A 21844-nucleotide genomic window follows, 5' to 3' on the forward strand; every position below is an offset into this window, starting at 1 on the left:
GACGCCGTTGCCGCGATCGAGGTGGTAATCGACCAGCACGCCGGTGACGCGGCGCCGGCGGCCTCGATCGCGCTGATCGCGCCGTCGGCGTCGAGCACCGCGATCACCTCGGCGTCCCACGCCGTCAGCAGCGTCTTCATGCCGTCGAGAATGGCGGGATCGTTTTCGATACAGACGATCAGGGAGCCGCTCATCGGCGTCTTCGACAGCGGCGTGGCCGTGGTGACGGCCGCGGTATGGTTGACGGCGGTCGCGACCGGCACGGTGACCGAGAACGCCGAGCCGCCGCTCACGTTGGCCGAGATCGCGATGCGGTGGTTGAGCACGCGCGCCAGCCGCTCGACGATCGACAGGCCGAGCCCGAGGCCGCGAGCGATCCGGGCGCCCTGCTCGAGGCGGTGGAATTCCTTGAAGATCTCGCCGCGCTTCTGCACGGGGATGCCGACACCGGTATCGAAGATGCTGATCTGCAGCGTCTCGCCGCGGCGGCGGCAGCCGATCAGCACGCGGCCGCGCGGGGTATATTTGATCGCGTTGGAGATGAAGTTCTGCAGCAGCCGGCGCAGCAGCGAGCGGTCGGATTCGACCGGCAGCGAGCAGGCCACGAAGCGCAGATCGAGGCCCTTGTCGCGGGCGATCGGCATGAACTCGATCTCCAGCGAGCGCATCAGGTCGGCCATCCGAAAGCTCGTGATCGCCGGTGTCATGGCGCCGGCATCGAGCCTCGAGATATCGAGCAGCGCGCCCAGGATGTCCTCGATCGCCTCGAGTGAGTCGTCGATGTTCTCGACCAGCCGTGAATCCTCACCGCCGTTCTGGCGCTCGACCAGGCTCGTGACATAGAGGCGCGCCGCGTTGAGCGGTTGCAGGATGTCGTGGCTGGCGGCCGCCAGGAAGCGCGTCTTGGAGGCGTTGGCGTCTTCCGCGATGCCCTTGGCGAGCGCGAGCTCCGAATTCAGCCGCGTCAGCTCCTCGGTGCGGTCGCGCACCCGCTTTTCCAGCGTCGCGTTGGCGCGCTCCAGCGCCTCCGCGGCCTCGAAGCTCGGCGTGACGTCGGAGAAGGTGATGACGAGCCCGCCGCCGGGCATGCGGTTGGCGCGCACCTCGATCACCAGATGACGGTCGGTGAAGCGTTCCAGGTAGGGCTCGCCCTCGGTGGTGTAGGCGCGCAGGCGCAGTTGCAGCAGGCTGTCGCCGTCGCCGGCCGCCGGCGGGCTGATCGCGCCCATGAATTCGAGGATCTCCGGCAGCGGGATACCGAGCTGCACCAGGTGCGGCGGCAGCGCCAGCAATTCGGAGAACTGGCGGTTGGAGCAGATCAGCTGCAAATCGGCGTCGAACACCGCTATGCCCTGGCGCACGTGATTGAGCGCGGTCTGCAGGATCTCGCGGTTGAAATGCAGCGCGGCGTGGGAGTCATCGAGCAGCTTCAGTGCGGCCTTGGCCGACACCGTCCGTCGTTGCAGCAAGAGCGACATCACGAGGCGCGAGGACGCCGCCCCGATCGAGGAGGCGATCAGCCGCTCGGCGTGCTGCAGCAACTCGAAGTCGGCGGGCGCGGATGTCTGCAGCACGATGTTGCGGTCGGCGGCGAACGCGGCGAAGGCCTCGCGGGTGCGGTCGGGGCCGAGATATTGTGTTACCGTGCTCTGGATGTCCTGCACCGTCACCGTGGTGCGCCAGCGCCGGAAGCTCGGCGCGATCGGGGCCAGCGCATTGGGCACGAACACATCGGCCTGCAACAGCTCGATCGAGGATGGCGCGCGCGCCAGCGAGAACAGGACATAGCAGAGGATGTTGAGCGCAAGGCTCCACAGCACGCCATGGAGCAGCGGCGGCAGGTCGGCGCCGAACAGCGCCTGCGGCCGCAGCGCTTCGATCCCGAACGGCCCGTGTTGCAGCAGCATCAGGCCGCCGGTGGAGTTTTCCAGGAAGCTCGGGATGAACAGCGTGTAGAGCCACATCGCGAAGCCGACCAGCATGCCAGCCATGGCGCCCCGTGCGGTGGCCCGGCGCCATAACAGGCCGCCGAAGAAGGCCGGCGCCAGCTGCGTGATCGCGGCAAAGGACAACAGGCCGATCGCGACGAGCTGGGTGTTGCCGAGTGCGCGATAGTAGAAATACGCCAGCACCATGATGGCGAAGATCGAGAAGCGGCGCGCCTTCAGCAGAAAATCGCCGAAATCCTTCTGGCCGACGCGGGCGTCGTCGCTGCGCGGCAGCACCAGCGGCAGCACGATGTCGTTGGAGACCATGATCGAGAGCGCGACGCATTCGACGATCACCATCGCGGTAGCCGCCGACAGGCCGCCGACGAAAACCGCGAGGCTGAGCAATTGCGAATTGCCCTCGATCGGCAGCGCCAGCACGAACATGTCGGCATCGACCGCGCCGAACGGGAAGATGACGAGGCCCGCGATCGCGATCGGAATCACGAAGATATTGATCGCGACGAGGTAGAGCGGGAACAGCCAGCGCGCCCTTGTGACCTCGGCGGGGGTCGAGTTCTCCACCACGCTGACATGGAACTGGCGCGGCAGCAGCATGATCGCGCAGAACGACAGCAGCGTCATGGTCAGGAAATTGCCGATCGACGGCACATATTCGATCGCGCGCACCGCTTCCGGCGTCTTCAGGGCGCGCTCATAGAGTTCGACCGGGGAGAACATCCAGAAGGTGACGAAGGCGCCGGCGGCGATGAAGGCGACCAGCTTGACGATGGACTCGGCTGCGATCGCCAGGATCAGGCCGTGCTGGTGCTCGGTCGCGTCGGTATGGCGGGTACCGAACAGCACCGCGAACACCGCCATCGCCAGCGTCACCATCAGTGCGATGTCGCCGAAAACGGGAATTTTCGAGAACGCCTGATCCTCGCTCAGGATGGTCTCCAGCGACGAGGCCATCGCCTTGAGCTGCAGCGCGATGTAGGGCACCGAGCCGATGATCGCGATCAGCGCAACCGTCGCCGCAACCGCCTGGCTCTTGCCGTAGCGGGCGGCGATGAAGTCGGCGATCGAGGTGATGTTCTGCGACTTCGTGAGCGCGATCACCCGGCGGAGCAGCGGCGTGCATAGCCCGATCATCATGATCGGGCCGACATAGATCGCCAGGAAGTCGATGCTGGTCCGGGTGGCGAAGCCGACCGAGCCGAAGAAGGTCCAGGAGGTGCAGTAGATCGCCAGCGACAGCGGATAGATCCACTGGCTGGCACGGCCGCGCTCGCCCGCCGACATCCGGTCGCCGCGGCTGGCAATGAAGAACAACAATCCGATGTAGGCGAACGCCGTGGCGATAACGCCCCAGTCGTGCAGCATCGCTGCTCATCTCCTGTCCCGGCCGCTGGGAGGGCCGGGTGTCAGGATTATAACGCAAAGGGCCGGCCGTGCATCGCACGACCGGCCCGAATTCGGGCTCGGAAACGGATAGGGTTACTCGGCGGCCAGCGACTTCTGGTGCAGGGGCAGGCCGAGCCGGTCCCAGACCTGGAGCAGGGCCTCGGCCAGTGCGTCGATCAGGCCGTCGTCATGGTAGGGCGAGGGGGTGATGCGCAGCCGCTCGGTGCCCTTGGCGACGGTCGGATAGTTGATCGGCTGGATGTAGATGCCGTGGTCCTCGAGCAGCAGGTCGGAGGCGCGCTTGCACTTCTCGGGATCGCCGACGAATAGCGGCACGATATGGGTGTCGCTCGACATCACGGGCAGGCCGGCCGCGGTCAGGATCGCCTTGGTGCGGGCGGCGCGGTCCTGGTGGCGCTCGCGCTCCCAGCTCGAGGTCTTGAGGTGGCGGATCGCAGCCGTCGCGGCCGAGCAGATCGCCGGCGGCAGCGCGGTCGTGAAGATGAAGCCCGGCGCATAGGAGCGCACGGCGTCGATGATCTCGGTGCGGCCGGCGATGTAGCCGCCGAGGCAGCCGAATGCTTTCGCGAGCGTGCCCTCGAGCACGTCGATCCGGTGCATCACGCCGTCGCGCTCGGCAATGCCGCCGCCGCGCGGGCCGTACATGCCGACCGCATGCACCTCGTCGACATAGGTCATGGCGCCGTATTTCTCGGCGAGATCGCAGATCTTGCCGAGCGGCGCGACGTCGCCGTCCATCGAATAGAGGCTCTCGCAGACGATCAGCTTCGGCCGGTCGGGACCGGCGGCGATCAGGAGCTCTTCGAGATGCGCGACGTCGTTGTGGCGGAATATCTGGCGGTCGCAGCCGGCCTGGCGCACGCCTTCGATCATCGAATTGTGGTTCAGCGCGTCCGACAGGATCAGGCAGTTCGGAATGAGCTTGGCAAGCGTCGAGATGCCGGTCTGGTTCGAGACGTAGCCCGAGGTGAACAGCAGCGAGGCTTCCTTGCCGTGCAGGTCGGCGAGCTCCGCCTCGAGCTGCACCAGCGGATGATGGGTGCCCGCGATGTTGCGGGTGCCGCCGGCGCCGGTGCCGACCCGGGTCGCGGTCTCGACCATGGCGCCGACCACCTTGGGGTGCTGGCCCATGCCGAGATAGTCGTTGGAGCACCAGATCACGACGTTGCGGCTGCCTTTCGGCGAATGCCAGGTCGCGTGCGGGAAGCGTCCCGCGATCCGCTCGAGGTCGGCGAACACCCGGTAGCGCCGCTCGTCATGCAGGCGATTGAGGGCGGTTTGGAAAAACTGGCTGTAATTCATCGGCAAACCCAGAAAGCGGAACCGGACCGGAATAGATGTTCTTCTTAGAGCTTTTCCAGCTCTAATGTCCATGCATCGACCCACATCCGGGCATGCGTCGCAGTTGGGCAAATTGCCCTAGCGGCCGTCTATCCGGCTTGATTTCGGTCAAATAACCCGGGGTATTACGGCTCGGCCGGGACTCAGGTCGTCCTGAAGCGCAGCATGCCGTCGTCGTGCATCTCGGCCGTCAGGCGGCCCTCGACAAGCATGTAATTGACATGGGCGACCAGCTCGCCGGCCGCAAAGCCCATCTGGTGCTCGTCCAGCACGTGCTTGTGGAACACCACCGGCACCAGTTCCTTCGAGGTCTGCGGCACTTCGCGGCAGGCCTCGGCGATCAGCCGGCAGCGCTCCTCGTGGTGATCGGCGAGCTGCTTGATCCGGGTCTTCAGCCCGTAGAACGGCACGCCGTGGCCCGGCAGCACCATCACGTCATAGGGCAAAGTGGTGGTGAGGCTCGCCAGCGACGCGAGATATTCGCCGAGCGAGTTCTGCTCGGGCTCGACCGCCCAGACGCTGACATTGGGCGAGATCTTGCTCAGCACCTGGTCGGCGGACAGGAACAGCTTGTCGGCGGCGCAATACAGCATCACCTGGTCGAGCGCGTGTCCGCCGCCGGTGATCACCTTGAAGCGCCGCGTGCCGATCACGACCTCGTCGCCATGGGTGAGGCGGTGATAGGACGGCGGGAGCACCGAGACGCGCTTCAGATAATCCTGGCCGCGGCCGAGCAGCTTCTCGGTCAGGTCCTCGTCCATGCCGTGGCGGCGGAAGAACAGCCGCTGCGCGTTGCGCCGTTCCTCGGTGCCGCGGTTCTGGTGATAGACCGATTGCAGATATTCCACCTGCGACATGAACAGCGGGCAGTCGAACCGCTCGGTGATCCAGCCGGCGAGACCGACATGATCGGGATGCGAGTGCGTCACGATCAGCCGCTTGACCTTGACGTGCTTCAGCGGTCCCTCGAACAGCGTGGTCCAGGCCGCGATCGATTCCTCATTGCCGAACCCGGCATCCACCATGGTCCAGCCGTCGCCGTCGGCGAGCAGGTAGATGTTCACATGGTTGAGGCGGAACGGCAGCTTCAGCCGCGCCCACAGCACGCCGGGGGCCACCTCCACCACCTGGTCGTGGCCGGGATGATTCTCCCAGGGGTATCGCAGTGCCTCCGCGGAGGAGGGAAGGCTGTCGGTCTTCGTATGCATGCTACCGGCTTAGCGGGACACGGCCCGCCGCGCCAGCCGAAAAATCAGATAGCCGTCCGGAGAATGGGGCGGAGAACCACCTGAATTCCGTAGCCCGGATCAAACCGGGCTACGGGGCGCACAGAGGCGTTGCTAGGCGGCGCGGATGTTCGACAGGAAGCCGTCGATCTCGGAGCGCAGCACGTCGGCCTCGCGGCGCAGCGCGTCGGAGGCGCTCAGCACCTCGCCGGCGGCGGCGCCGGCCTCGGCGGAGGCGGTGGAGACGCCGACGATGTTGCTCGACACCTCGCTGGTGCCGCCCGCCGCGTGCTGGATGTTGCGGGCGATCTCGCGGGTGGCCGCGCCTTGCTCCTCGACGGCAGCCGCAATTGCGGTGGTGACGTCGTTGATCTCGCCGATCGTGCTCGAGATGTTGCGGATCGCGGAGACGGCCGTGGTGGTCACCTCCTGCATGCTGACGATCTGCTGGCGGATCTCCTCGGTTGCCTTCGCGGTCTGGCTGGCGAGATTCTTCACCTCGGAGGCGACGACGGCAAAGCCGCGGCCGGCCTCGCCGGCGCGCGCCGCCTCGATGGTGGCGTTGAGCGCGAGCAGATTGGTCTGCGAGGCGATGGTCTGGATCAGATCGACCACGACGCTGATGCGCGCGGCGTTGTCGGCGAGCCCTTGCATGGTGGTGTCGGTGGCGCTGGCTTCCTCCACCGCCTTGCGGGCGATCTCCGCCGAGGTGACGACCTGGCGGCCGATCTCCGAGATCGACGACGACAGCTCCTCGGTGCCGGCCGACACCGTCTGCACGTTGACCGAGGTTTCCTCGGCGGCGGAGGCCACCGCGTTGACCAATGCGCTCGACTGGTCGGCGGTCGCCGACATGCTCTGCGCGGTCGACTGCATCGAGTTGGCCGCGGTCTGCAGGCTGCCGAGCGCGCTCCGGACGTTGGACTCGAACGCTGCGATCTGCGTTTCCATGCGCGAGGCGCGCTCCGCCTTGGCGGAGCGGTCCTTGTTCTGGTTGTCGGTGAGCTCGCGGCTCTCGATCATGCTCTCGCGGAACACCTGCAGCGCGTCGGCCATGACCGCGATCTCGTCGCGCTGGCGGCTCTGCGGGATCTCGGTGTCGAGGTCGCCGTCGGACAACAGCTGCATCGAGCGCTGCAGGCCGCGGATGCGGCGCAGGATGTTGCGCCCAACATAGAGCCAGACGAACAGGAACGAGCCGACCAGCGTCAGCGCGCCGAGGCCGATCATGATCGTCGTTGCAAGCGAGATCTGCTGCCGGGCCTGGAAGGTCGACGCGTCGGTCTCCTTCTGCACGGCGTCGACCAGCTGCTGGACGCTGATGCCGAGCCCGACATTGAGCTTGCGCGTCTCTTCCAGGATGGTCTGGCCGTAATCGATCGAGTCGAGTTCCTTCTGGCGGACCTTGAACACGCCGGTCTTGCCTTCGCCAAGCGTCAGGAGCTTCTGCGCGGTGTCGCGCACGGCGACAATCGCCGGATTGTTCGGCAGGTCGTCGAGGTTCGACTTGATGCGCTCGCGGCCCTTCTTGAACTCCGCCTCGATCGCATCGAGCGTCTCGCTGGAATTGGCCGACAGCGCCGCGGTCATGTCGGCGGCCATCAGATTGCCGACGGACAGCACGTTGCTGATCTGGCCGACGGTCCGGGCGGCCTCGGTCGCATCGTCCGCCGAGACGTCGGCCGCGGCGAGGATGGCGTTGAGCCGGGTCTGCGCATCGAGCATCGCCGGACCGGCGGCGGAGGCGAAGGAGCCCTGCGCCTTGCGCAGCGCATCGTACTGCTTGTCGCGCAGCGCGCCGACGTCGAGCCGCTCATGCGCCGCCGAGATCAGGCTCTTGGTCGCCTCGTCGGTGTTCTTGACGTTCTCCTGCAGCGCGCTGACGACCGATTTGTCGGCGCCGAGCTCGATGATCTCGCCGAGCTTGGCGTTGGTTTGCTTCGCGACCTCCTGCACCTTCTTGGTGCGGTCGTTCAGCGCATCCTCGCTCTGCACGGCGAGCAGGCCGGGACCCTGGGCTGCGAGCGAGGCGCTCTGCGCGGAGAGTTGCAGGCTCGCGGCGAGCCGCGGAATGTCGCGGCCGGAGAGATCGCTCATGGTGCCGCCGAGCTGATGCAGCACGATGCCGGCGCCTGCGCTGATCACCAGCGCCATGCCGGCGATTACGGCGAATGCCGCGAACAGGCTGCCCCTGACGCCCATCTGCGGCAGGTGGATATGCTTGAGATCTGGTTTGCCGAGCTTGAACCGAAACGCCATTGCCCCGTGCCCCCTTGGCCCACTACCCCTGGCCACTACTACTCTTGGATGTTTCCCCGGCGCGGGAGTATCGGTGCGGCCGGTTAACAAAATCGAGAAAATTGCGACGATCTGCGGGATTTTTCGGGGCTGACGCGCGCCGGCGCCGTCCTGGTTCGCTGTGCGGAATCGATGCACGCGATCGGACGCAAAAAGGCCGGCGCGAGCCGGCCTTTTCTACGCCTGGTTGTATGCGCAATCTCAGTAGCGGCCGTAAGCGGGGCCGCCGAGGTTGCCGAGGTTGAAGCGGTAGTTGAGGCCCGCCTTCACGGTGTGCTCGTCATTGTGGAAGCTGCCATACTGCGCCAGCGCGCCCGGCGCGGTGAAGCGGCTGTCGCCGAAGTCATAGTACTGATACTCGACCTTGGCCGACCAGTTCGGCGCGAACATGTATTCGGCGCCGCCGCCGATGGTCCAGCCGTTGCTGTGGTTGTCGCTGAGCGCGAAGCCCGCCGGCACGCCGCCGAGCGTCACCGTCTCATTGTTGTCGGAATAGGCGTAACCGCCCTTCACATAGATAAGGCCGGGGCCCCAGGTGTAGCCGACGCGGCCGGTGATCGAGGCGATGCCGCGCTGGTTGTTGTTGTAGGCGTAACCGCCCGGGAAGATCGCGTTGAGCTGGTGGTTGCCGACCCAGGAATACTGGCCTTCGAGGCCGATCACCCACATCGGCGACAGCTGCCAGTCGTAGCCGCCCTGCACGCCACCCATGAAGCGGGCGCTGGAGTCGGTCAGCGCGAGGCCGTTGAACGTGTTGTTGCTGCCCGAGAACACGCCGCCGAGATGACCGCCGAGATAAAAGCCGGTCCAGTTGTAGAGCGGAGCGGCGTAAACAGGCGCGGGCGTCTTCTGATAATAGCCGCGGGAGCCGAGGTCGGCGGCCTGGGCGGTCGCGCCAAAGGCCGCGACGGCAACGGCTGCGGCTGCGGTTGCGAGCAGGAACTTCTTCATGGGGCAGTCTCCGGACAAGTCATGAGGCGCAGCGTGAATGGCGCCATCCATCGCCGACGGGTTAGCCCGCATTTGAATAAAATGCTGTCACCGGAAGACGACTTGGAGCGTTAAGTCGCACCCTTTGCGGCGAAACGTTTTGTTGTGCCTAACGGACGCTTAAGCCGGAATGAAGGAAGGCTTAACGCGACGCGTGCGGACCCGCGAGGCCTGTCGACAAGGCCGTCCTAAGCCAGTCGCTTGCGTACGTCGTCGCGGATCTGTTCGCGGAACGCCTGGCGGCGCGCGGCGCGTTCCTTGACCGGAACGTCGTGGCGATCGAACACGTCGAACTTCTCCAGGATCGGATAGTGCTCGCTCGCCATCGCCAGGATGCGCAGCAGGCCGGCGACCTTCGGGGTCGGGCCGGTGACCTCCCACTTGCGGAGTTTTTCGGCGCCGCCGTCAGCCGTCAGCCCGCACAGCTTCGCCATATCAGCCACCGTCAGCTTCCGGCCGAGGGCCTCGCCGAGATGTTCGCGCAATTTCTTCAATTCCGGGCCGGTCACGCTTGGGTTAGCTCCGCGATAGCAAAGTGTGAAGTGAGTCATATGGTGTGCTCGGGGTGCGGGCTATACGCCGCGCATGAGACTTCTCAAGCCTTTTCCGTTCCGATTGAACCGGAACGGGGCTCCGGATTGACGCGCTTTCTTCACGCGAGCCGGTACCCGCTTCGCGCGAAAACGCCCTTAAGGAAATCATCATGCACGGCATCATCGAAAGCCTCAGCCCCGAACACGGACAGATCGATTGGAAATGGGTCGGCAGTGTGTTCGCGTTCTACGTCGTGCTGATGATCGGCGGAGCGGGCGTGCTGATCATGCGCTGAGCCGTGCAGGCCGATAACCAAGATCCGCCGTTCTCGGCCCGATCAACTGAGCCTTGTCACGCCATCGCTGTGGCTCATGTGCTGCAGGACCGGATCTTCCGCGTGGAGCGCGATGAGATTGAGTCCGGCCGGAAAATACCGGTATCCCAACGCGTCGAGCAATCCCCGGATCGCGGCCTGGTCGGACTTGATCACCTCGATCAGCAGGATCGGCCGCCGATCCTGCAGCGTTTGCCGGGCTCCGCGCAGCACGTCCAGTTCCATGCCTTCGACGTCGAGCTTGAACAGGTCGGCGCGGTCGAGGCCGAGCGAATCGATGCGCACCATCGGCACGGTGGCCCCGCTTGACGGATCGTACGAAATGCGCTGCCCGATGCTCTCTGTATTGCTGCGCTCGCGCAGTTCGAGGCTGCCGAAGCTGGCGTGCGCGAAGTAATCCGGCTGCGGAACGATCAATTCGCCGTCGTGCTCACCGAGGGCGGCGAGTTTGGCGCGCGCGTTGAGGCAATTGTTGATGACGATGTTGCCGGCCAGAGCGTAGTAGACGATCTCCTGCGCTTCGAAGCTGAGCACGCGCCCCCAGCCGTGCATGTGCCGCGCCCATTCGACCGTGTGGACGCCGATATTGGCGCCGCCGTCGATCGCGACCACGCCATCGCCGAAATATTGCCGTCGCCGGTTCAGCAGCGCGAGCATGAAGCCGACTTCGCTGGCGTCGAAGCTCGACCCGTTCAGGATCTGGTATCCGACCCCGTAAGCGCCCCCGGAACCCGTGACATTATAATCGTTGCGATTGACGATCATCGTGCCGTGGTTCGAGGCGGCAAGGATGAACGCGATCGGGCGAGCGGGAAATGACATGGCGCAGATGTCCTGTTCAGGCTGCTCGAGCCTCGGCTCGAAGCAATTTAAATGTACGGCCAGTGATTGGCTTCAAGGATCGCAAAAGTAGGTTGCCGCAGAAATAATGGACGAGACCGGCCGTTGATATTATCGACAGGGACGTGTCGTTCGACAAGGCGAGACGCGCGATGCGGACCGACCGCGGCTAGTGAGCCGCGCCGGATTGGTCGTGGGTCCGATCGGCGAGCGTCTTGCGGCCGCGCCGGTTTCCCGCGTGCGGGCGGGACCGAGCTCGGCATCATGCCGCGCAGGCGGCTGCTGCTCGACGACCTCCAGAGTATTGCCGATGCGACCGAGGCCGGGATGGGCTTCGCCTGGCTGCCGCGCCGGCTGGTCGGGGATCGGCTGCATTGTCGGCCGGCTGGTGCTGGTCCTGACTGATCACATGGCGCTGCGCTTGAGCTATTTCTTTGGTCTGGCCGGAGGCGCAGTTCCTGCCGCTCCGCACTCGGGTCGCGATCGATGCGATCGCCGGGCAGCTCGCCGCCCGGGCCGCGCGGTCCGGTTGAAATTCGCCGGTAGCCTCACTCCTGCCGGCGCTTGGATCAGTGCCGGCAGGGGGCGTTCAGATCGTCAGCGTGAGGCGAGAGCGTTGGCCATCCGGGCGGATTTGCCAGACATCTTTGGCGCAGACCGTGTTGCCACCGCAGGTTCGGGTGTTGCATTCGTCGGCCAGGCACCGGGGAACGGCGGAGCAAAATGATGCGCTTTCAGGGCCGAGATTTCCCAGGAGTTCAGACAGGTTTTCCCAGCATACTCGGTCGAATTGTAGAAGGCGTGAAACCCGATACCAACAGCCGACGCGAAGCGGTCGCCTCTGGTCGCTCCGTCCACGTAGCTTCGGAGCTTGCCGCAGAACTTGGGCAGATTGGCCGACCAGGGAGAATCGACCGCATTCTGGGCATTGTTGAATTGGCCCTGAAGCTCGCCGTACCGGTCGGAAAAAGCTCTGTCCACCCCCAACCAGCCGTTCTGGCCATCAACATCCAACCCGCTATCATGCACGATCTTGTCGATCGAGATGACGGTCGTTCTGCGGCTTCTATAGCTGATGCTGCTGGCGGTTGACCGGATCTCGTACTGCCGGGGATCGGGTGATTTGGTTTCGGCAAACGACGCCATGATCGAGTTCACGCCGCTATTGAGGGTGGTGATGGCGTTGGTGTTTTTCTCCAGGTAGGAGACGACCGGGAGGATCGCCGATCCAATACCGCCAGTGCCTGTGGCCAGGGAGCCCAACGCGACGGCGCTGGTGCCGACCGTCGCAATACCGTTCACGAACTTCGTCGGGTCATTGAAGCGAATGGTGTCCGACTGCTTGTACTCGAAGTGCAGCCTTATTCTCGCGTTGGCCGGAACGTCGGTGATGATCGTGCCTTCGCAGTTCTGGATTTGAGTGTCGCCAAAGTTGGCCTTCGCGATGATCGGCACCTTGACCTGCTTGATCTGGTCATTCTTGGCGTTCGGGAAGGTGACGACTGCCGCCAGGGCGACAGACCGGTCGTGAAAATTGAGGCCATCTTGGAATGGGTTGCCGGTCCGCTTCGGTCCGACCCAGCCCGACGCCACGCCGTCCAGACTCTGCGCGTTGTCGCAGAGATTGCGGACCTTGAGATCGTACTGGAAAACGTCCTTGGCGCCATCGAAGGCTCTGATCACTGGCGGCGAGCCCGATGCCCGCTCAACATCCCCCAAGTCAAAGCCGAACGCGGACGAGGAGGCCAACAGCGCAGCAGCCGCCGGCAGCAGAATTTTTATGTGCACGTGAAATCCCCCAATTCCCTGTCGTATCGCCGAGTTCTGAAATTCGCGAAAGTAAGTACGGGCGCATAGAAGTATGGCTTCGGCCGGAAATCAACCAAAAGTAGATTTCGCGATCAGCACGTAAGGGAGACCGGTCTTCGGTGCGGTATTTGGCGGGGCGGGGATGTCTCGTATTCGGCTCAGCGCCGCGCGATGAAGATCCTGGTGCTGCCAGACAGGATTGAACTGTCGACCTCTCCATTACCAATGGAGTGCTCTACCACTGAGCTACGGCAGCATGCCCGGGAAAAATTGAATCGGCCCCAAGGGCCCGTCCAAGCGGGCGGTTCTTGCCACAGGCCTCCCTTTCGCGCAAGCGAAACAGCGCCCCTGCTGCCAGTGAAATCGGCAGAAATTAACGTTCCACGCGGTGATTCCGTCCAAACGGGACGATTTCGGCCTGATTGGGTTCCGAACTCACCGGTAAATTCCTGATCCGGCAAGTCGCCGAATCATGCCACCGGTGCGCAACTGGCCGACCGGGCAGGGTGCGCGGGCGATGGCCATTGGCTATGCTTGCCCCCGCGCAGGGCGACGGCAGTTCGAGAGTTTTGCAATGACGGGCGATCGGGACAGAGGCGGCGGGCAGGCCGGAGCCCGCGTGAAGGATTCACGACAGGATCGTCTCAAGCTGGCGTTGCGCGAAAACCTGAAGCGGCGGAAATCGCAGGCGCGCGGTCGCGAGGATGTGGCTTCCGAACCGGACCAAGTCTCGCTAGATCACGGCTCGCTGGATGACGCCGGCGGAAATGAGCCGGGCCGCTAACGCGGCTCGGGTGTGTTGCAGAGAGAAGCGGGTCGCCGAAAATGGCTATGGATGAGACGACGATCGATCGGCTGAACGCAACCGCGTACGCCTTCCCGCGCCACGAGCAGACCTTTCCGACCCTGACCGCGCATGAGATCGAGCGGATGCGCCGCTTCGGCGAGCCGCGTGCGTACAAGGACGGCGAGGCGCTGTTCGAGACCGGCACGCCCGGTCCCGGCATGTTCGTGGTGCTGTCGGGCACCGTGTCGATCACCCAGCGCGACGGCCTTGGCCATGTCACCCCGATCATCGACCAGGGGCCGGGGCAATTCCTCGCCGAGATCGGCCAACTCTCCGGCCGCCCGGCGCTGGTCGACGGCCATGCCGAGGGCCCCGTCGAGACGCTGCTGCTGCCGCCCGAGCGGCTGCGCGCGCTGCTGGTCGCCGAGGCCGACCTCGGCGAACGCATCATGCGCGCCCTGATCCTGCGCCGCGTCAGCCTGATCCAGGGCGGCGCCGGCGGGCCGGTGCTGATCGGCTCAGCCTCGGTCGGCAACATGGCGCCGTTGCAGAACTTCCTGGCGCGCAACGGCCAGCCGCATCACGTGCTCGATCCCGAGACCGACAAGGATGCCGGCGACCTCGTCGCGCGCTATTCGCCGACGCGCGCCGAACTGCCGCTGGTGGTCTGTCCTGATGGCACTGTGCTGCGCAACCCGTCCGAGACCGCGCTTGCGATGGCGCTCGGCATGATCGGCAACAATGCGCAAGACAAGCTCTACGATGTCGCGGTGGTCGGCAGCGGCCCGGCCGGGCTCTCCACCGCGGTCTATGCGGCGTCCGAGGGCCTGTCGGTGGCGGTGTTCGATTCCCGCGCCTTCGGCGGCCAGGCCGGCGCCAGCATGCGAATCGAGAACTATCTGGGATTCCCGACCGGCATCACCGGCCAGGCGCTCGCCGGGCGCGCCTTCAACCAGGCGCAGAAATTCGGCGCCGAGATGCTGATCCCGGTCTCGATCAAATCGCTCGACTGCTCGAAGGCGTCGGGCGCGTTCGCGCTCGCCACCGGATGCGGGCACACGCTGCGCGCCAGGTCGGTGGTGGTGGCAAGCGGCGCGCGCTATCGGCGGCCGGCGATCGACAAGCTCGAGAACTATGAGGGCCGCGGCGTCTGGTACTGGGCCTCGCCGATCGAGGCGCGGCTCTGCGCCAACCAGGACGTCGTGCTGGTCGGCGGCGGCAACTCCGCGGGGCAGGCGGCGGTGTACCTGTCGGCGCATGCCCGCAAGGTCAGCATGATGATCCGCGGCGGCGGGCTTGGCGCCAGCATGTCGCGCTACCTGATCGAGCGCATCGAGGCGACGCCGAACATCGAATTGATGTTCAACACCGAGGTGGTCGGGCTCGACGGCGCAGAGACGCTGGAGCGGGTGCGCTGGCGCAGCCGGCTCGCCCCCGACGAGTTCACCATGGATATCCGCAATCTCTTCTTGTTCGTCGGCGCCGATCCGGCGACCGGCTGGCTTGAGGGCTGCGGCGTGCAGGTCGACCGCGGCGGCTTCGTGATGACCGGCGTGCAGAACGGCGAGGGTGCGCCCGCCGTGCCGCTGCTCGAGACCACGGTGCCCGGCGTGTTCGCCGTCGGCGACGTCCGCTCCGGATCGGTCAAGCGCGTCGGCGGCGCGATCGGCGAGGGCGCGCAGGTCGTCGCCGCCCTGCACGGCTATCTTGCCGACGACGGCAGCCCGTCGTTGTAGGGATTATTGATGGGCGCGCACAAACGTTTCCCCGTCATCCTGAGGTGCGAGCGGAGCGAGCCTCGAAGGATGAATCGGCCACAGTGCGGCCGTGCATCCTTCGAGGCTCGCAAGAGCTCGCACCTCAGGATGACGGGCCAAACAGTGTGCGTGAGGCATATCTAAAGAGGTCGCAAATGACAAAAGGCTGCACCCATATCGCCGGCATCCAGGACGTCACGCCGAGTGCGCGCGGCTGCGAGGAATGCCTGAAGAGCGGCAGCCGCTGGCTGCATCTGCGGATCTGCCGGACCTGCGGCCATGTCGGCTGCTGCGACGACTCGCCGAACCGGCATGCGACGGCGCATTTCCATGCCACCGGCCATCCCGTGATCGAGGGCTACGATCCGCCGGAAGGCTGGGGCTGGTGCTACGTCGACGAGGTGCTGTTCGACCTGTCGAAGCGCAAGACGCCGCATAACGGGCCGATCCCGCGCTACTACTGATTCAAGTTCTCACGACGCGCATAGATCGCTACATTCGATGGGCGCACGCACTATCATCGTCATCCCAGCGACAAAGGCGAAGCTTGCGCGGGGGTGACCGGTCAATCAAAGTTATCGCCGGGAAAATTTCGGATGAGATGTCGGCCATCTTGCCATCGAACCATGTAGCAATTTTCAAATACGCATCGTAACGTGGTGCCGGTTCTCAACGGGGAGTGCACCACATGTCGACGATCGTGCTCGTGCACGTCATTATCAGCCTGATCGCAATTGTTGCCGGTGTGGTCGTGATGTTCGGCCTGCTCGGCTCGCGCGCGATGCCCGGGTTGACCGCGATCTTCCTCATCCTCACGATCCTGACCAACGCCACCGGCTTCGTGATCCCGCCGCTGGTAACGGAGAAGCTGCTGCCGTCGCATATCATCGGCGGCCTCTCGCTGGTGCTGCTCGCGATCGCCTGCATCGCGCTGTATGCGATGCAGCTCAAGGGCGCCTGGCGCCCGATCTATATCGTGACCGCGATGGTCTCGCTCTATCTCAACGTCTTCGTGCTGGTGATCCAGAGCTTCCTCAAGGTCCCCGCATTGCAGGCGCTGGCGCCGGCCGTGCCGCCGAACCCGCCGGCGGGGCCGGTCTTTGCGGCGGTGCAGGGCATCGTGCTGGTGTTCTTCGCAGTGATGATCATCGGCGCCTGGCGCCGGTTCAGGCCGGTCAATTTCGCCTGATCCGGGGCGGACGACATAATTTCGAGACGACGCACGACATAGAACGCGATGTGCTGTGGCGTGTCAGGGACACACCGTCGTCCGCGGTCCGTTCGTGCCTCGCATGCGCGGGCCAAAATCAGCAACAACAGGAGCAATAAGATGCCCACCATCACCACCAAAGACGGCGTCGAGATATTCTACAAGGATTGGGGTTCGGGCCAACCGATCGTGTTCAGCCATGGCTGGCCGCTGTCGTCGGACGATTGGGACGCCCAGATGCTGTTCTTCCTCAATCAGGGCTTCCGCGTCGTCGCCCATGATCGCCGCGGCCATGGTCGCTCCGCCCAGGTCGCCGACGGCCATGACATGGACCACTATGCCGACGACCTCGCGGCCGTCACCACGCATCTCGATCTGAAGAATGCCGTGCATGTCGGTCATTCCACAGGCGGCGGCGAGGTGGTGCATTACATTGCGCGGCATGGCGAGAGCCGGGTCGCGAAGGCCGCGATCATCGCAGCCGTGCCGCCCTTGATGGTGCAGACGCCGAATAATCCCGGCGGCCTGCCGAAGTCGGTGTTCGACGGCCTGCAGGCGCAGGTCGCAGCCAACCGTTCGCAATTCTACCGCGACCTGCCGGCCGGGCCGTTCTACGGCTACAACCGGTCCGGAGCAAAACCGTCGGAAGCGGTGATCCAGAACTGGTGGCGGCAAGGCATGATGGGTGGTGCGAAAGCGCATTACGACGGCATCGTCGCCTTCTCGCAGACCGACTTCACCGAGGATCTGAAGAAGATCAACGTGCCGGTGCTGGTGATGCATGGCGACGACGACCAGATCGTGCCCTACGCCGATTCCGGTCCGCTGTCGGCCAAGCTTCTCAAGAACGGCACACTGAAGACCTACAAGGGCTTTCCGCACGGCATGCCGACCACCGAAGCCGAGACGATCAACAGGGATCTGCTGGCATTCATCAAGGGCTGAGGCGGGAGTCCTGCGTTGCGTGTCACGGCGTGGTGCAGCTTCACTGAAGTCCAAGTGAGGAAGCCACCAGCGGTCGGGTTCCCTCCCCCCTTGCGGGGGAGGGTTAGGGAGAGGGGTGGCCACACGGCGTGCTCTCTCGAATCGCCTTCAATTGTGTAACCGAGATTGCGATGCCGATTGCTTCGTCGCGCATCTCGCCCTGGGCTTACCCCTCTCCCCAACCCTCCCCCGCAAGGGGGGAGGGAGCCTGACCGACGTGCTGACCTCACAAGGGCTTCACGCGCTGATATATCTTTTTCGACACGGCATCTGTCGTCTGAGCGCATCCCGTCAGAACGGAGAAGGGGACGTGACGTGAAGGTCATCCTGTTCGGCGCGACCGGCATGGTCGGGCAGGGCGTGTTGCGCGAGTGCCTGCTCGATCCCGGCGTCGAGCGCGTGCTGGTGGTCGGGCGTAGCCCGACTGGCCAGCGCGACGCCAAGCTGGTCGAGCTGATCCACGACAATTTCACGGATTACAGCGCGATCGAGCCGCAGCTTGCCGGCTACGACGCCTGCTTGTTCTGCCTCGGCGTCTCCTCGATCGGCATGGACGAAGCGCGCTACCGCCATCTCACCTACGACATTACGCTGGCTGCGGCGACCACGTTGGCGCGGCTCAATCCCGGCATGGTGTTCACCTATGTCACCGGACGCGGCACCGATTCCACCGAGCAGGGCCCGCTGATGTGGGCGCGGGTGAAGGGCAAGACCGAGAACGACCTGCTCAAGCTGCCGTTCAAGGCCGCCTACATGTTCCGGCCCGCCGGTATCCAGCCGCTGCACGGCGTCCGCTCCAAGACCGGCTGGGTGCAGGCGCTCTACATCGTGACCGCGCCGCTGCTCTCGTTGCTGGTGCGGGTCGCCCCGGGCTTCATGACGACGTCGGAACAGCTTGGCCGCGCCATGCTCAAGGTCGCCCGCGACGGCCACCCCAGGCGGGTGCTGGAGAGCGAGGATATCAATCGCCTCTGAGGCCGCGCCGGCCCGGTTCCCTCGACCGGGATTTCCTCGGACGACGTGGGTACCTCCCGGGCGCCAAGGCGTTATAACTACCGTCATGTCCTCGCCCGCTCCCCTGAAGCTGATCGCCCTCGATGCCGATGATCTCGCGGTCATCTCCGCCCATGTGCAGGACGCCCGCGTCCAGCCTGCCGATATCGTCTGGCGCCGGCACGAGAAACGCCTCGTGGTCGGCCTGAACCGGCTGGACTGGGAGCAGACCCTGTCCGGCGGCACCTGTTCGCGCCGGCTGATCGCCGCGCTTCGGTTCGACCGGGTGCTGGCATGCAAGTCCCGCAATATCGACCTGGCGGCCCAGGAGGCCACCCTGGAACTGCTCGGGATCGAATTCCATGCTTCCGACCCGCCGGGCGGCAGCGCGCTCCTGATGTTCGGCCGGGGCGCGGTGCTGCGGCTCGATGTCGAGTGCCTGGAATGCGAATTGACCGATCTCGGGACTGACAACCTCGGGATGGCGCCCTGATTGCGTCGTCCCGGCGAGAGCCCAACCACCAAAGCAGTTTGTTTGAACGGGACCAGGCCCAGCGTTCCACCATAATCGCCATTTGGGGCAATGGGTCCCGGCTTTCGCCGGGACGACGGGAGCCAAGGGTTGACGGCCATTATCCGCCGCGCCATTGAGCAGGGACCCAGAGTCCTCTTCAGAAAGCCGCCATGCCCGTTCGCCTGGACCGACAGAGCGCCGATTTCGACCAGCGTTTCCGCGATTTCCTGGCGGCCAAGCGCGAGGTGGCGGCCGACGTCGAGCGCGCCACCCGCGCCATCGTCGACGACGTGGCGGCTCGCGGCGATGCCGCGCTGCTGGAGGCGACCAAAAAATTCGACCGGCTCGCCATCGACGCCGGCGGCCTGCGCATCACCACCGCCGAGATCGACGCCGCGGTCGCGGCCTGCGATCCCAAGACCGTCGATGCGCTGAAATTCGCGCGCGACCGCATCGAGACGTTTCATCGCCGTCAGCTGCCGAAGGACGAGCGCTTCACCGATGCAGCAGGCGTCGAGCTCGGCTGGCGCTGGAGCGCGGTCGATGCGGTCGGACTTTACGTGCCGGGCGGCACCGCGGCCTATCCGTCCTCGGTGCTGATGAACGCGGTGCCGGCCAGGGTTGCCGGCGTGCCGCGGGTGGTGATGGTGGTGCCGGCGCCCGACGGCAAGCTCAACCCGCTGGTGCTGGCCGCCGCCCATCTCGGCGGCGTCTCGGAAATCTACCGCGTCGGCGGCGCCCAGGCGGTGGCCGCTTTGGCCTACGGCACGGCAACGATCGCGCCAGTGGCAAAAATCGTCGGCCCCGGCAACGCCTATGTCGCCGCGGCCAAGCGGCTGGTGTTCGGCAAGGTCGGCATCGACATGATCGCCGGCCCTTCCGAGGTGCTGGTCATCGCCGACGACACCGGCAATGCCGACTGGATCGCCGCCGATCTGCTGGCGCAGGCCGAGCATGACGTCAGCGCGCAGTCGATCCTGATCACCGACAGCGCCCGGCTCGCCGCCGATGTCGAACGCGCGGTCGAGGCGCAGCTGGTGACGCTGCCGCGCGCCGAGATCGCCCGCACCTCGTGGAACGATTTTGGTGCCATCATTAAGGTGGCGAAACTCGACGACGCGGTCGAACTCGCCAACGCGATCGCGGCCGAGCATCTGGAGATCATGACCGCGGACGCCGAGGACCTGTCGAAAAAGGTCCGCAATGCCGGGGCGATCTTCCTCGGGGCCCATACTCCGGAGGCGATCGGCGACTATGTCGGCGGCTCCAACCACGTGCTGCCGACCGCGCGCTCGGCGCGGTTCTCCTCCGGCCTCGGGGTGCTTGACTTCATGAAGCGAACCTCGATCCTGAGGTGCGGGCCGGATCAGCTTCGTGCGCTCGGGCCCGCCGCGATGACGCTCGGTCAGGCCGAGGGTCTCGATGCCCATTCACGTTCCGTCGGATTGCGCCTCAATCTCTCATGAACAAGCCACCAGACGACGAGGATTCCAACAATCGCATCGTCGCGGTGACGCTGGACGAGGAATCGATCGGCCGTTCCGGGCCCGACATCGAGCATGAGCGGGCGATCGCGATCTACGACCTGGTCGAGCAGAACCTGTTCGCACCCGAAGGCGTAGCCGGGCCGGGACCCTACACCCTGCACATCGCGATCACCGGCAACCGGCTGATGTTCGACATCAGGAAAGAGGACGGCGCGCCGGTCGTGGCGCATCTGTTGTCGCTGACGCCGTTCCGCCGCGTCGTGAAGGACTACTTCATGATCTGCGACAGCTATTATCAGGCGATCCGTACCGCGACACCGGACAAGATCGAGGCGATCGACATGGGCCGCCGCGGCATCCATGACGAGGGCTCGCGCACGCTGCAGGAACGGCTCAAGGGCAAGGTGCGCGTCGATTTCGAGACCGCGCGGCGGCTGTTCACGCTGATCACTGTGCTGCACTGGAAGGGTGAAGGCGCATGATCCCGAAAAGTGGGTACCGGTTTTCGGATCAGATCATGCGCAAAAGTGAGAGGCGCATGATCGGTGCGATGATTGACGGGGGCGTACCCCGGTCGAAAAAAGCCTGATCGCATGGAAGCGCCGCGCGCGCGCACTCCGCAGGCCGTGCTGTTCGCATGCGGCCACAACGCCGTGCGCTCGCCGATGGCCGAAAGCCTGCTGCAGCAGATGTTTCCGCAAGGCGTCTATGTGCGTTCCGCCGGTGTGAAGAAGGGCGAGCTCGATCCGTTCGCGGTCGCAGTCATGGCCGAGTTCGGCCAGGACATTTCCGGTCACAAGCCGCAGACCTTCGACGAGCTCGAGGACTGGGAAGGATTGAACTTCGATCTCATCATCACGCTGTCGCCGGAGGCGCACCACAAGGCGCTGGACCTGACCCGGACGCTTGCCGCCGACGTCGAATACTGGCCGACCCATGACCCGACCGGCACCAGCGGCAATCGCGAGCAGAAGCTCGCCGCCTATCGTGAGGTCTGCGACGGCCTGCTGATGCGCATCCGCCGCCGCTTTGCCAAGGGCGGCGCGGCGAACCTGTGAGACCCGATGTGGTAAGGGACCCGCGTGGTGTTCCGGCTGGCGTAATCGGGGCTTGTCGCCAGACTGACAAACAGCTGTGCTTATGGGGGCCTTGTCTCCAAGTGGGAGCGCGATTCGCGGCCGGTTCCAAGGTTGTGCATCCATGCCCCATCCGATAGGTTCCGCCCGCGTCCGTCCCCCCGATTCAGCCCAAAAGCCCGCATGCTAGGCCGTCCCAAATTCGTTCTTGCTTCCGGTTCGCCGCGGCGGCTGGCCCTGCTCAACCAGGCCGGCATCGAGCCCGACGCGCTGCGCCCGGCCGATGTCGACGAGACCCCGCGGCGGGG

General features: G+C 65.2%; 20 protein-coding genes, 1 tRNA gene and 1 pseudogene. 13 read left to right on the forward strand and 9 right to left on the reverse strand.

The features are described 5' to 3' along the window. The 6 genes and pseudogenes from H8A92_RS31045 to H8A92_RS31070 all read right to left on the reverse strand — a co-directional run. Window positions 1-3314: pseudogene (locus H8A92_RS31045) on the reverse strand (sensor histidine kinase); the annotation flags it as partial. Window positions 3315-3428: 114 nt separating this feature from the next. Further along, window positions 3429-4658, reverse strand: coding sequence for a 5-aminolevulinate synthase (hemA, locus tag H8A92_RS31050; protein WP_229199250.1), 1230 nt, complete (start codon window positions 4656-4658; stop codon window positions 3429-3431). A gap of 182 nt (window positions 4659-4840) precedes the next feature. Beyond that, a complete protein-coding gene (locus H8A92_RS31055; RefSeq protein ID WP_229199251.1) occupies window positions 4841-5905 on the reverse strand; it encodes an MBL fold metallo-hydrolase in 1065 nt (354 codons plus the stop codon). Between the two features lie 132 nt (window positions 5906-6037). Continuing rightward, a complete protein-coding gene (locus tag H8A92_RS31060) occupies window positions 6038-8182 on the reverse strand; it encodes a methyl-accepting chemotaxis protein (protein ID WP_229199252.1) in 2145 nt (714 codons plus the stop codon). 240 nt (window positions 8183-8422) lie between these two features. Further along, complete coding sequence (locus tag H8A92_RS31065; protein WP_229199253.1) at window positions 8423-9172, reverse strand: outer membrane protein; 750 nt, start codon at window positions 9170-9172, stop codon at window positions 8423-8425. A 227-nt stretch (window positions 9173-9399) separates the two neighbouring features. Next, on the reverse strand, window positions 9400-9720 hold the full coding sequence (locus H8A92_RS31070) for a hypothetical protein (RefSeq protein WP_229199254.1): 321 nt from the start codon (window positions 9718-9720) through the stop codon (window positions 9400-9402). Window positions 9721-9914: 194 nt separating this feature from the next. On the opposite strand from H8A92_RS31070, the gene H8A92_RS40875 reads away from it, so the two are divergent. Beyond that, the gene (locus H8A92_RS40875) at window positions 9915-10040 is read left to right on the forward strand and encodes a hypothetical protein (protein ID WP_274613517.1); all 126 of its coding nucleotides are present in this window, start codon (window positions 9915-9917) and stop codon (window positions 10038-10040) included. Window positions 10041-10082: 42 nt separating this feature from the next. Here H8A92_RS40875 and H8A92_RS31075 read toward each other — a convergent pair whose 3' ends face one another. Continuing rightward, window positions 10083-10901 carry an FkbM family methyltransferase gene (locus H8A92_RS31075; protein WP_163160872.1) on the reverse strand — a complete coding sequence of 273 codons (819 nt, stop codon included), beginning with the start codon at window positions 10899-10901 and terminating at the stop codon, window positions 10083-10085. 282 nt (window positions 10902-11183) lie between these two features. On the opposite strand from H8A92_RS31075, the gene H8A92_RS31080 reads away from it, so the two are divergent. After that, entirely contained in the window at window positions 11184-11324 is a 141-nt protein-coding gene (locus H8A92_RS31080; RefSeq protein ID WP_229199255.1) for a hypothetical protein, read from the forward strand. Between the two features lie 192 nt (window positions 11325-11516). On the opposite strand, the gene H8A92_RS31085 is transcribed toward H8A92_RS31080, so the two are convergent. Both H8A92_RS31085 and H8A92_RS31090 read right to left on the reverse strand, forming a co-directional pair. Beyond that, window positions 11517-12707, reverse strand: a complete 1191-nt coding sequence (locus tag H8A92_RS31085) for a hypothetical protein (RefSeq protein WP_229199256.1) — start codon at window positions 12705-12707, stop codon at window positions 11517-11519. Window positions 12708-12909: 202 nt separating this feature from the next. Further along, window positions 12910-12984 (reverse strand) — tRNA-Thr (locus H8A92_RS31090). Window positions 12985-13245: 261 nt separating this feature from the next. On the opposite strand from H8A92_RS31090, the gene H8A92_RS31095 reads away from it, so the two are divergent. The 11 genes from H8A92_RS31095 to H8A92_RS31145 all read left to right on the forward strand — a co-directional run. Next, window positions 13246-13512 (forward strand): hypothetical protein, encoded by a 267-nt coding sequence (locus H8A92_RS31095; RefSeq protein ID WP_338026672.1) that lies wholly within the window; start codon window positions 13246-13248, stop codon window positions 13510-13512. Window positions 13513-13553: 41 nt separating this feature from the next. Then, a complete protein-coding gene (locus H8A92_RS31100; protein ID WP_229199257.1) occupies window positions 13554-15251 on the forward strand; it encodes an FAD-dependent oxidoreductase in 1698 nt (565 codons plus the stop codon). Between the two features lie 176 nt (window positions 15252-15427). Further along, window positions 15428-15736, forward strand: a complete 309-nt coding sequence (locus H8A92_RS31105) for a UBP-type zinc finger domain-containing protein (protein WP_229199258.1) — start codon at window positions 15428-15430, stop codon at window positions 15734-15736. 224 nt (window positions 15737-15960) lie between these two features. After that, complete coding sequence (locus tag H8A92_RS31110; protein ID WP_229199259.1) at window positions 15961-16461, forward strand: hypothetical protein; 501 nt, start codon at window positions 15961-15963, stop codon at window positions 16459-16461. A 141-nt stretch (window positions 16462-16602) separates the two neighbouring features. Further along, the gene (locus H8A92_RS31115) at window positions 16603-17427 is read left to right on the forward strand and encodes an alpha/beta fold hydrolase (RefSeq protein WP_229199260.1); all 825 of its coding nucleotides are present in this window, start codon (window positions 16603-16605) and stop codon (window positions 17425-17427) included. A gap of 354 nt (window positions 17428-17781) precedes the next feature. Then, window positions 17782-18441: a Rossmann-fold NAD(P)-binding domain-containing protein gene (locus H8A92_RS31120; protein ID WP_229199261.1), complete on the forward strand. Its 660-nt coding sequence runs from the start codon at window positions 17782-17784 to the stop codon at window positions 18439-18441. Between the two features lie 85 nt (window positions 18442-18526). After that, window positions 18527-18952, forward strand: coding sequence for a DUF2948 family protein (locus H8A92_RS31125; RefSeq protein WP_229199262.1), 426 nt, complete (start codon window positions 18527-18529; stop codon window positions 18950-18952). Between the two features lie 191 nt (window positions 18953-19143). Further along, a complete protein-coding gene (gene hisD, locus H8A92_RS31130; RefSeq protein WP_229199263.1) occupies window positions 19144-20439 on the forward strand; it encodes a histidinol dehydrogenase in 1296 nt (431 codons plus the stop codon). Then, on the forward strand, window positions 20436-20942 hold the full coding sequence (locus H8A92_RS31135; protein WP_229199264.1) for a UPF0262 family protein: 507 nt from the start codon (window positions 20436-20438) through the stop codon (window positions 20940-20942). Before hisD ends, H8A92_RS31135 begins: the two co-directional genes overlap by 4 nt. Window positions 20943-21053: 111 nt before the next feature. Beyond that, window positions 21054-21518, forward strand: a complete 465-nt coding sequence (locus tag H8A92_RS31140; RefSeq protein ID WP_229199265.1) for an arsenate-mycothiol transferase ArsC — start codon at window positions 21054-21056, stop codon at window positions 21516-21518. Between the two features lie 201 nt (window positions 21519-21719). Beyond that, window positions 21720-21844, forward strand: a 125-nt coding sequence (locus tag H8A92_RS31145; RefSeq protein WP_229199267.1) for a Maf family protein, incomplete at its 3' end; no start/stop codon positions are given.

The sequence above is a fragment of the Bradyrhizobium acaciae genome, assembly GCF_020889785.1.
GTDB lineage: Bacteria > Pseudomonadota > Alphaproteobacteria > Rhizobiales > Xanthobacteraceae > Bradyrhizobium > Bradyrhizobium acaciae.

What these genes read in the sequence shown, in the direction of transcription:
- H8A92_RS31105 (WP_229199258.1), top strand. Translation starts at nt 15,428, where the DNA reads ATGACAAAAGGCTGCACCCATATCGCCGGCATCCAGGACGTCACGCCG.
- H8A92_RS31135 (WP_229199264.1), top strand. Translation starts at nt 20,436, where the DNA reads ATGAACAAGCCACCAGACGACGAGGATTCCAACAATCGCATCGTCGCG.
- H8A92_RS31095 (WP_338026672.1), top strand. Translation starts at nt 13,246, where the DNA reads ATGGCCATTGGCTATGCTTGCCCCCGCGCAGGGCGACGGCAGTTCGAG.
- H8A92_RS31080 (WP_229199255.1), top strand. Translation starts at nt 11,184, where the DNA reads ATGCCGCGCAGGCGGCTGCTGCTCGACGACCTCCAGAGTATTGCCGAT.
- H8A92_RS31140 (WP_229199265.1), top strand. Translation starts at nt 21,054, where the DNA reads ATGGAAGCGCCGCGCGCGCGCACTCCGCAGGCCGTGCTGTTCGCATGC.
- H8A92_RS31115 (WP_229199260.1), top strand. Translation starts at nt 16,603, where the DNA reads ATGCCCACCATCACCACCAAAGACGGCGTCGAGATATTCTACAAGGAT.
- H8A92_RS31055 (WP_229199251.1), bottom strand. Translation starts at nt 5,905, where the DNA reads ATGCATACGAAGACCGACAGCCTTCCCTCCTCCGCGGAGGCACTGCGA.
- H8A92_RS31065 (WP_229199253.1), bottom strand. Translation starts at nt 9,172, where the DNA reads ATGAAGAAGTTCCTGCTCGCAACCGCAGCCGCAGCCGTTGCCGTCGCG.
- H8A92_RS31075 (WP_163160872.1), bottom strand. Translation starts at nt 10,901, where the DNA reads ATGTCATTTCCCGCTCGCCCGATCGCGTTCATCCTTGCCGCCTCGAAC.
- H8A92_RS31125 (WP_229199262.1), top strand. Translation starts at nt 18,527, where the DNA reads ATGTCCTCGCCCGCTCCCCTGAAGCTGATCGCCCTCGATGCCGATGAT.
- H8A92_RS31060 (WP_229199252.1), bottom strand. Translation starts at nt 8,182, where the DNA reads ATGGCGTTTCGGTTCAAGCTCGGCAAACCAGATCTCAAGCATATCCAC.
- hisD (WP_229199263.1), top strand. Translation starts at nt 19,144, where the DNA reads ATGCCCGTTCGCCTGGACCGACAGAGCGCCGATTTCGACCAGCGTTTC.
- H8A92_RS31100 (WP_229199257.1), top strand. Translation starts at nt 13,554, where the DNA reads ATGGCTATGGATGAGACGACGATCGATCGGCTGAACGCAACCGCGTAC.
- H8A92_RS40875 (WP_274613517.1), top strand. Translation starts at nt 9,915, where the DNA reads ATGCACGGCATCATCGAAAGCCTCAGCCCCGAACACGGACAGATCGAT.
- hemA (WP_229199250.1), bottom strand. Translation starts at nt 4,658, where the DNA reads ATGAATTACAGCCAGTTTTTCCAAACCGCCCTCAATCGCCTGCATGAC.
- H8A92_RS31110 (WP_229199259.1), top strand. Translation starts at nt 15,961, where the DNA reads ATGTCGACGATCGTGCTCGTGCACGTCATTATCAGCCTGATCGCAATT.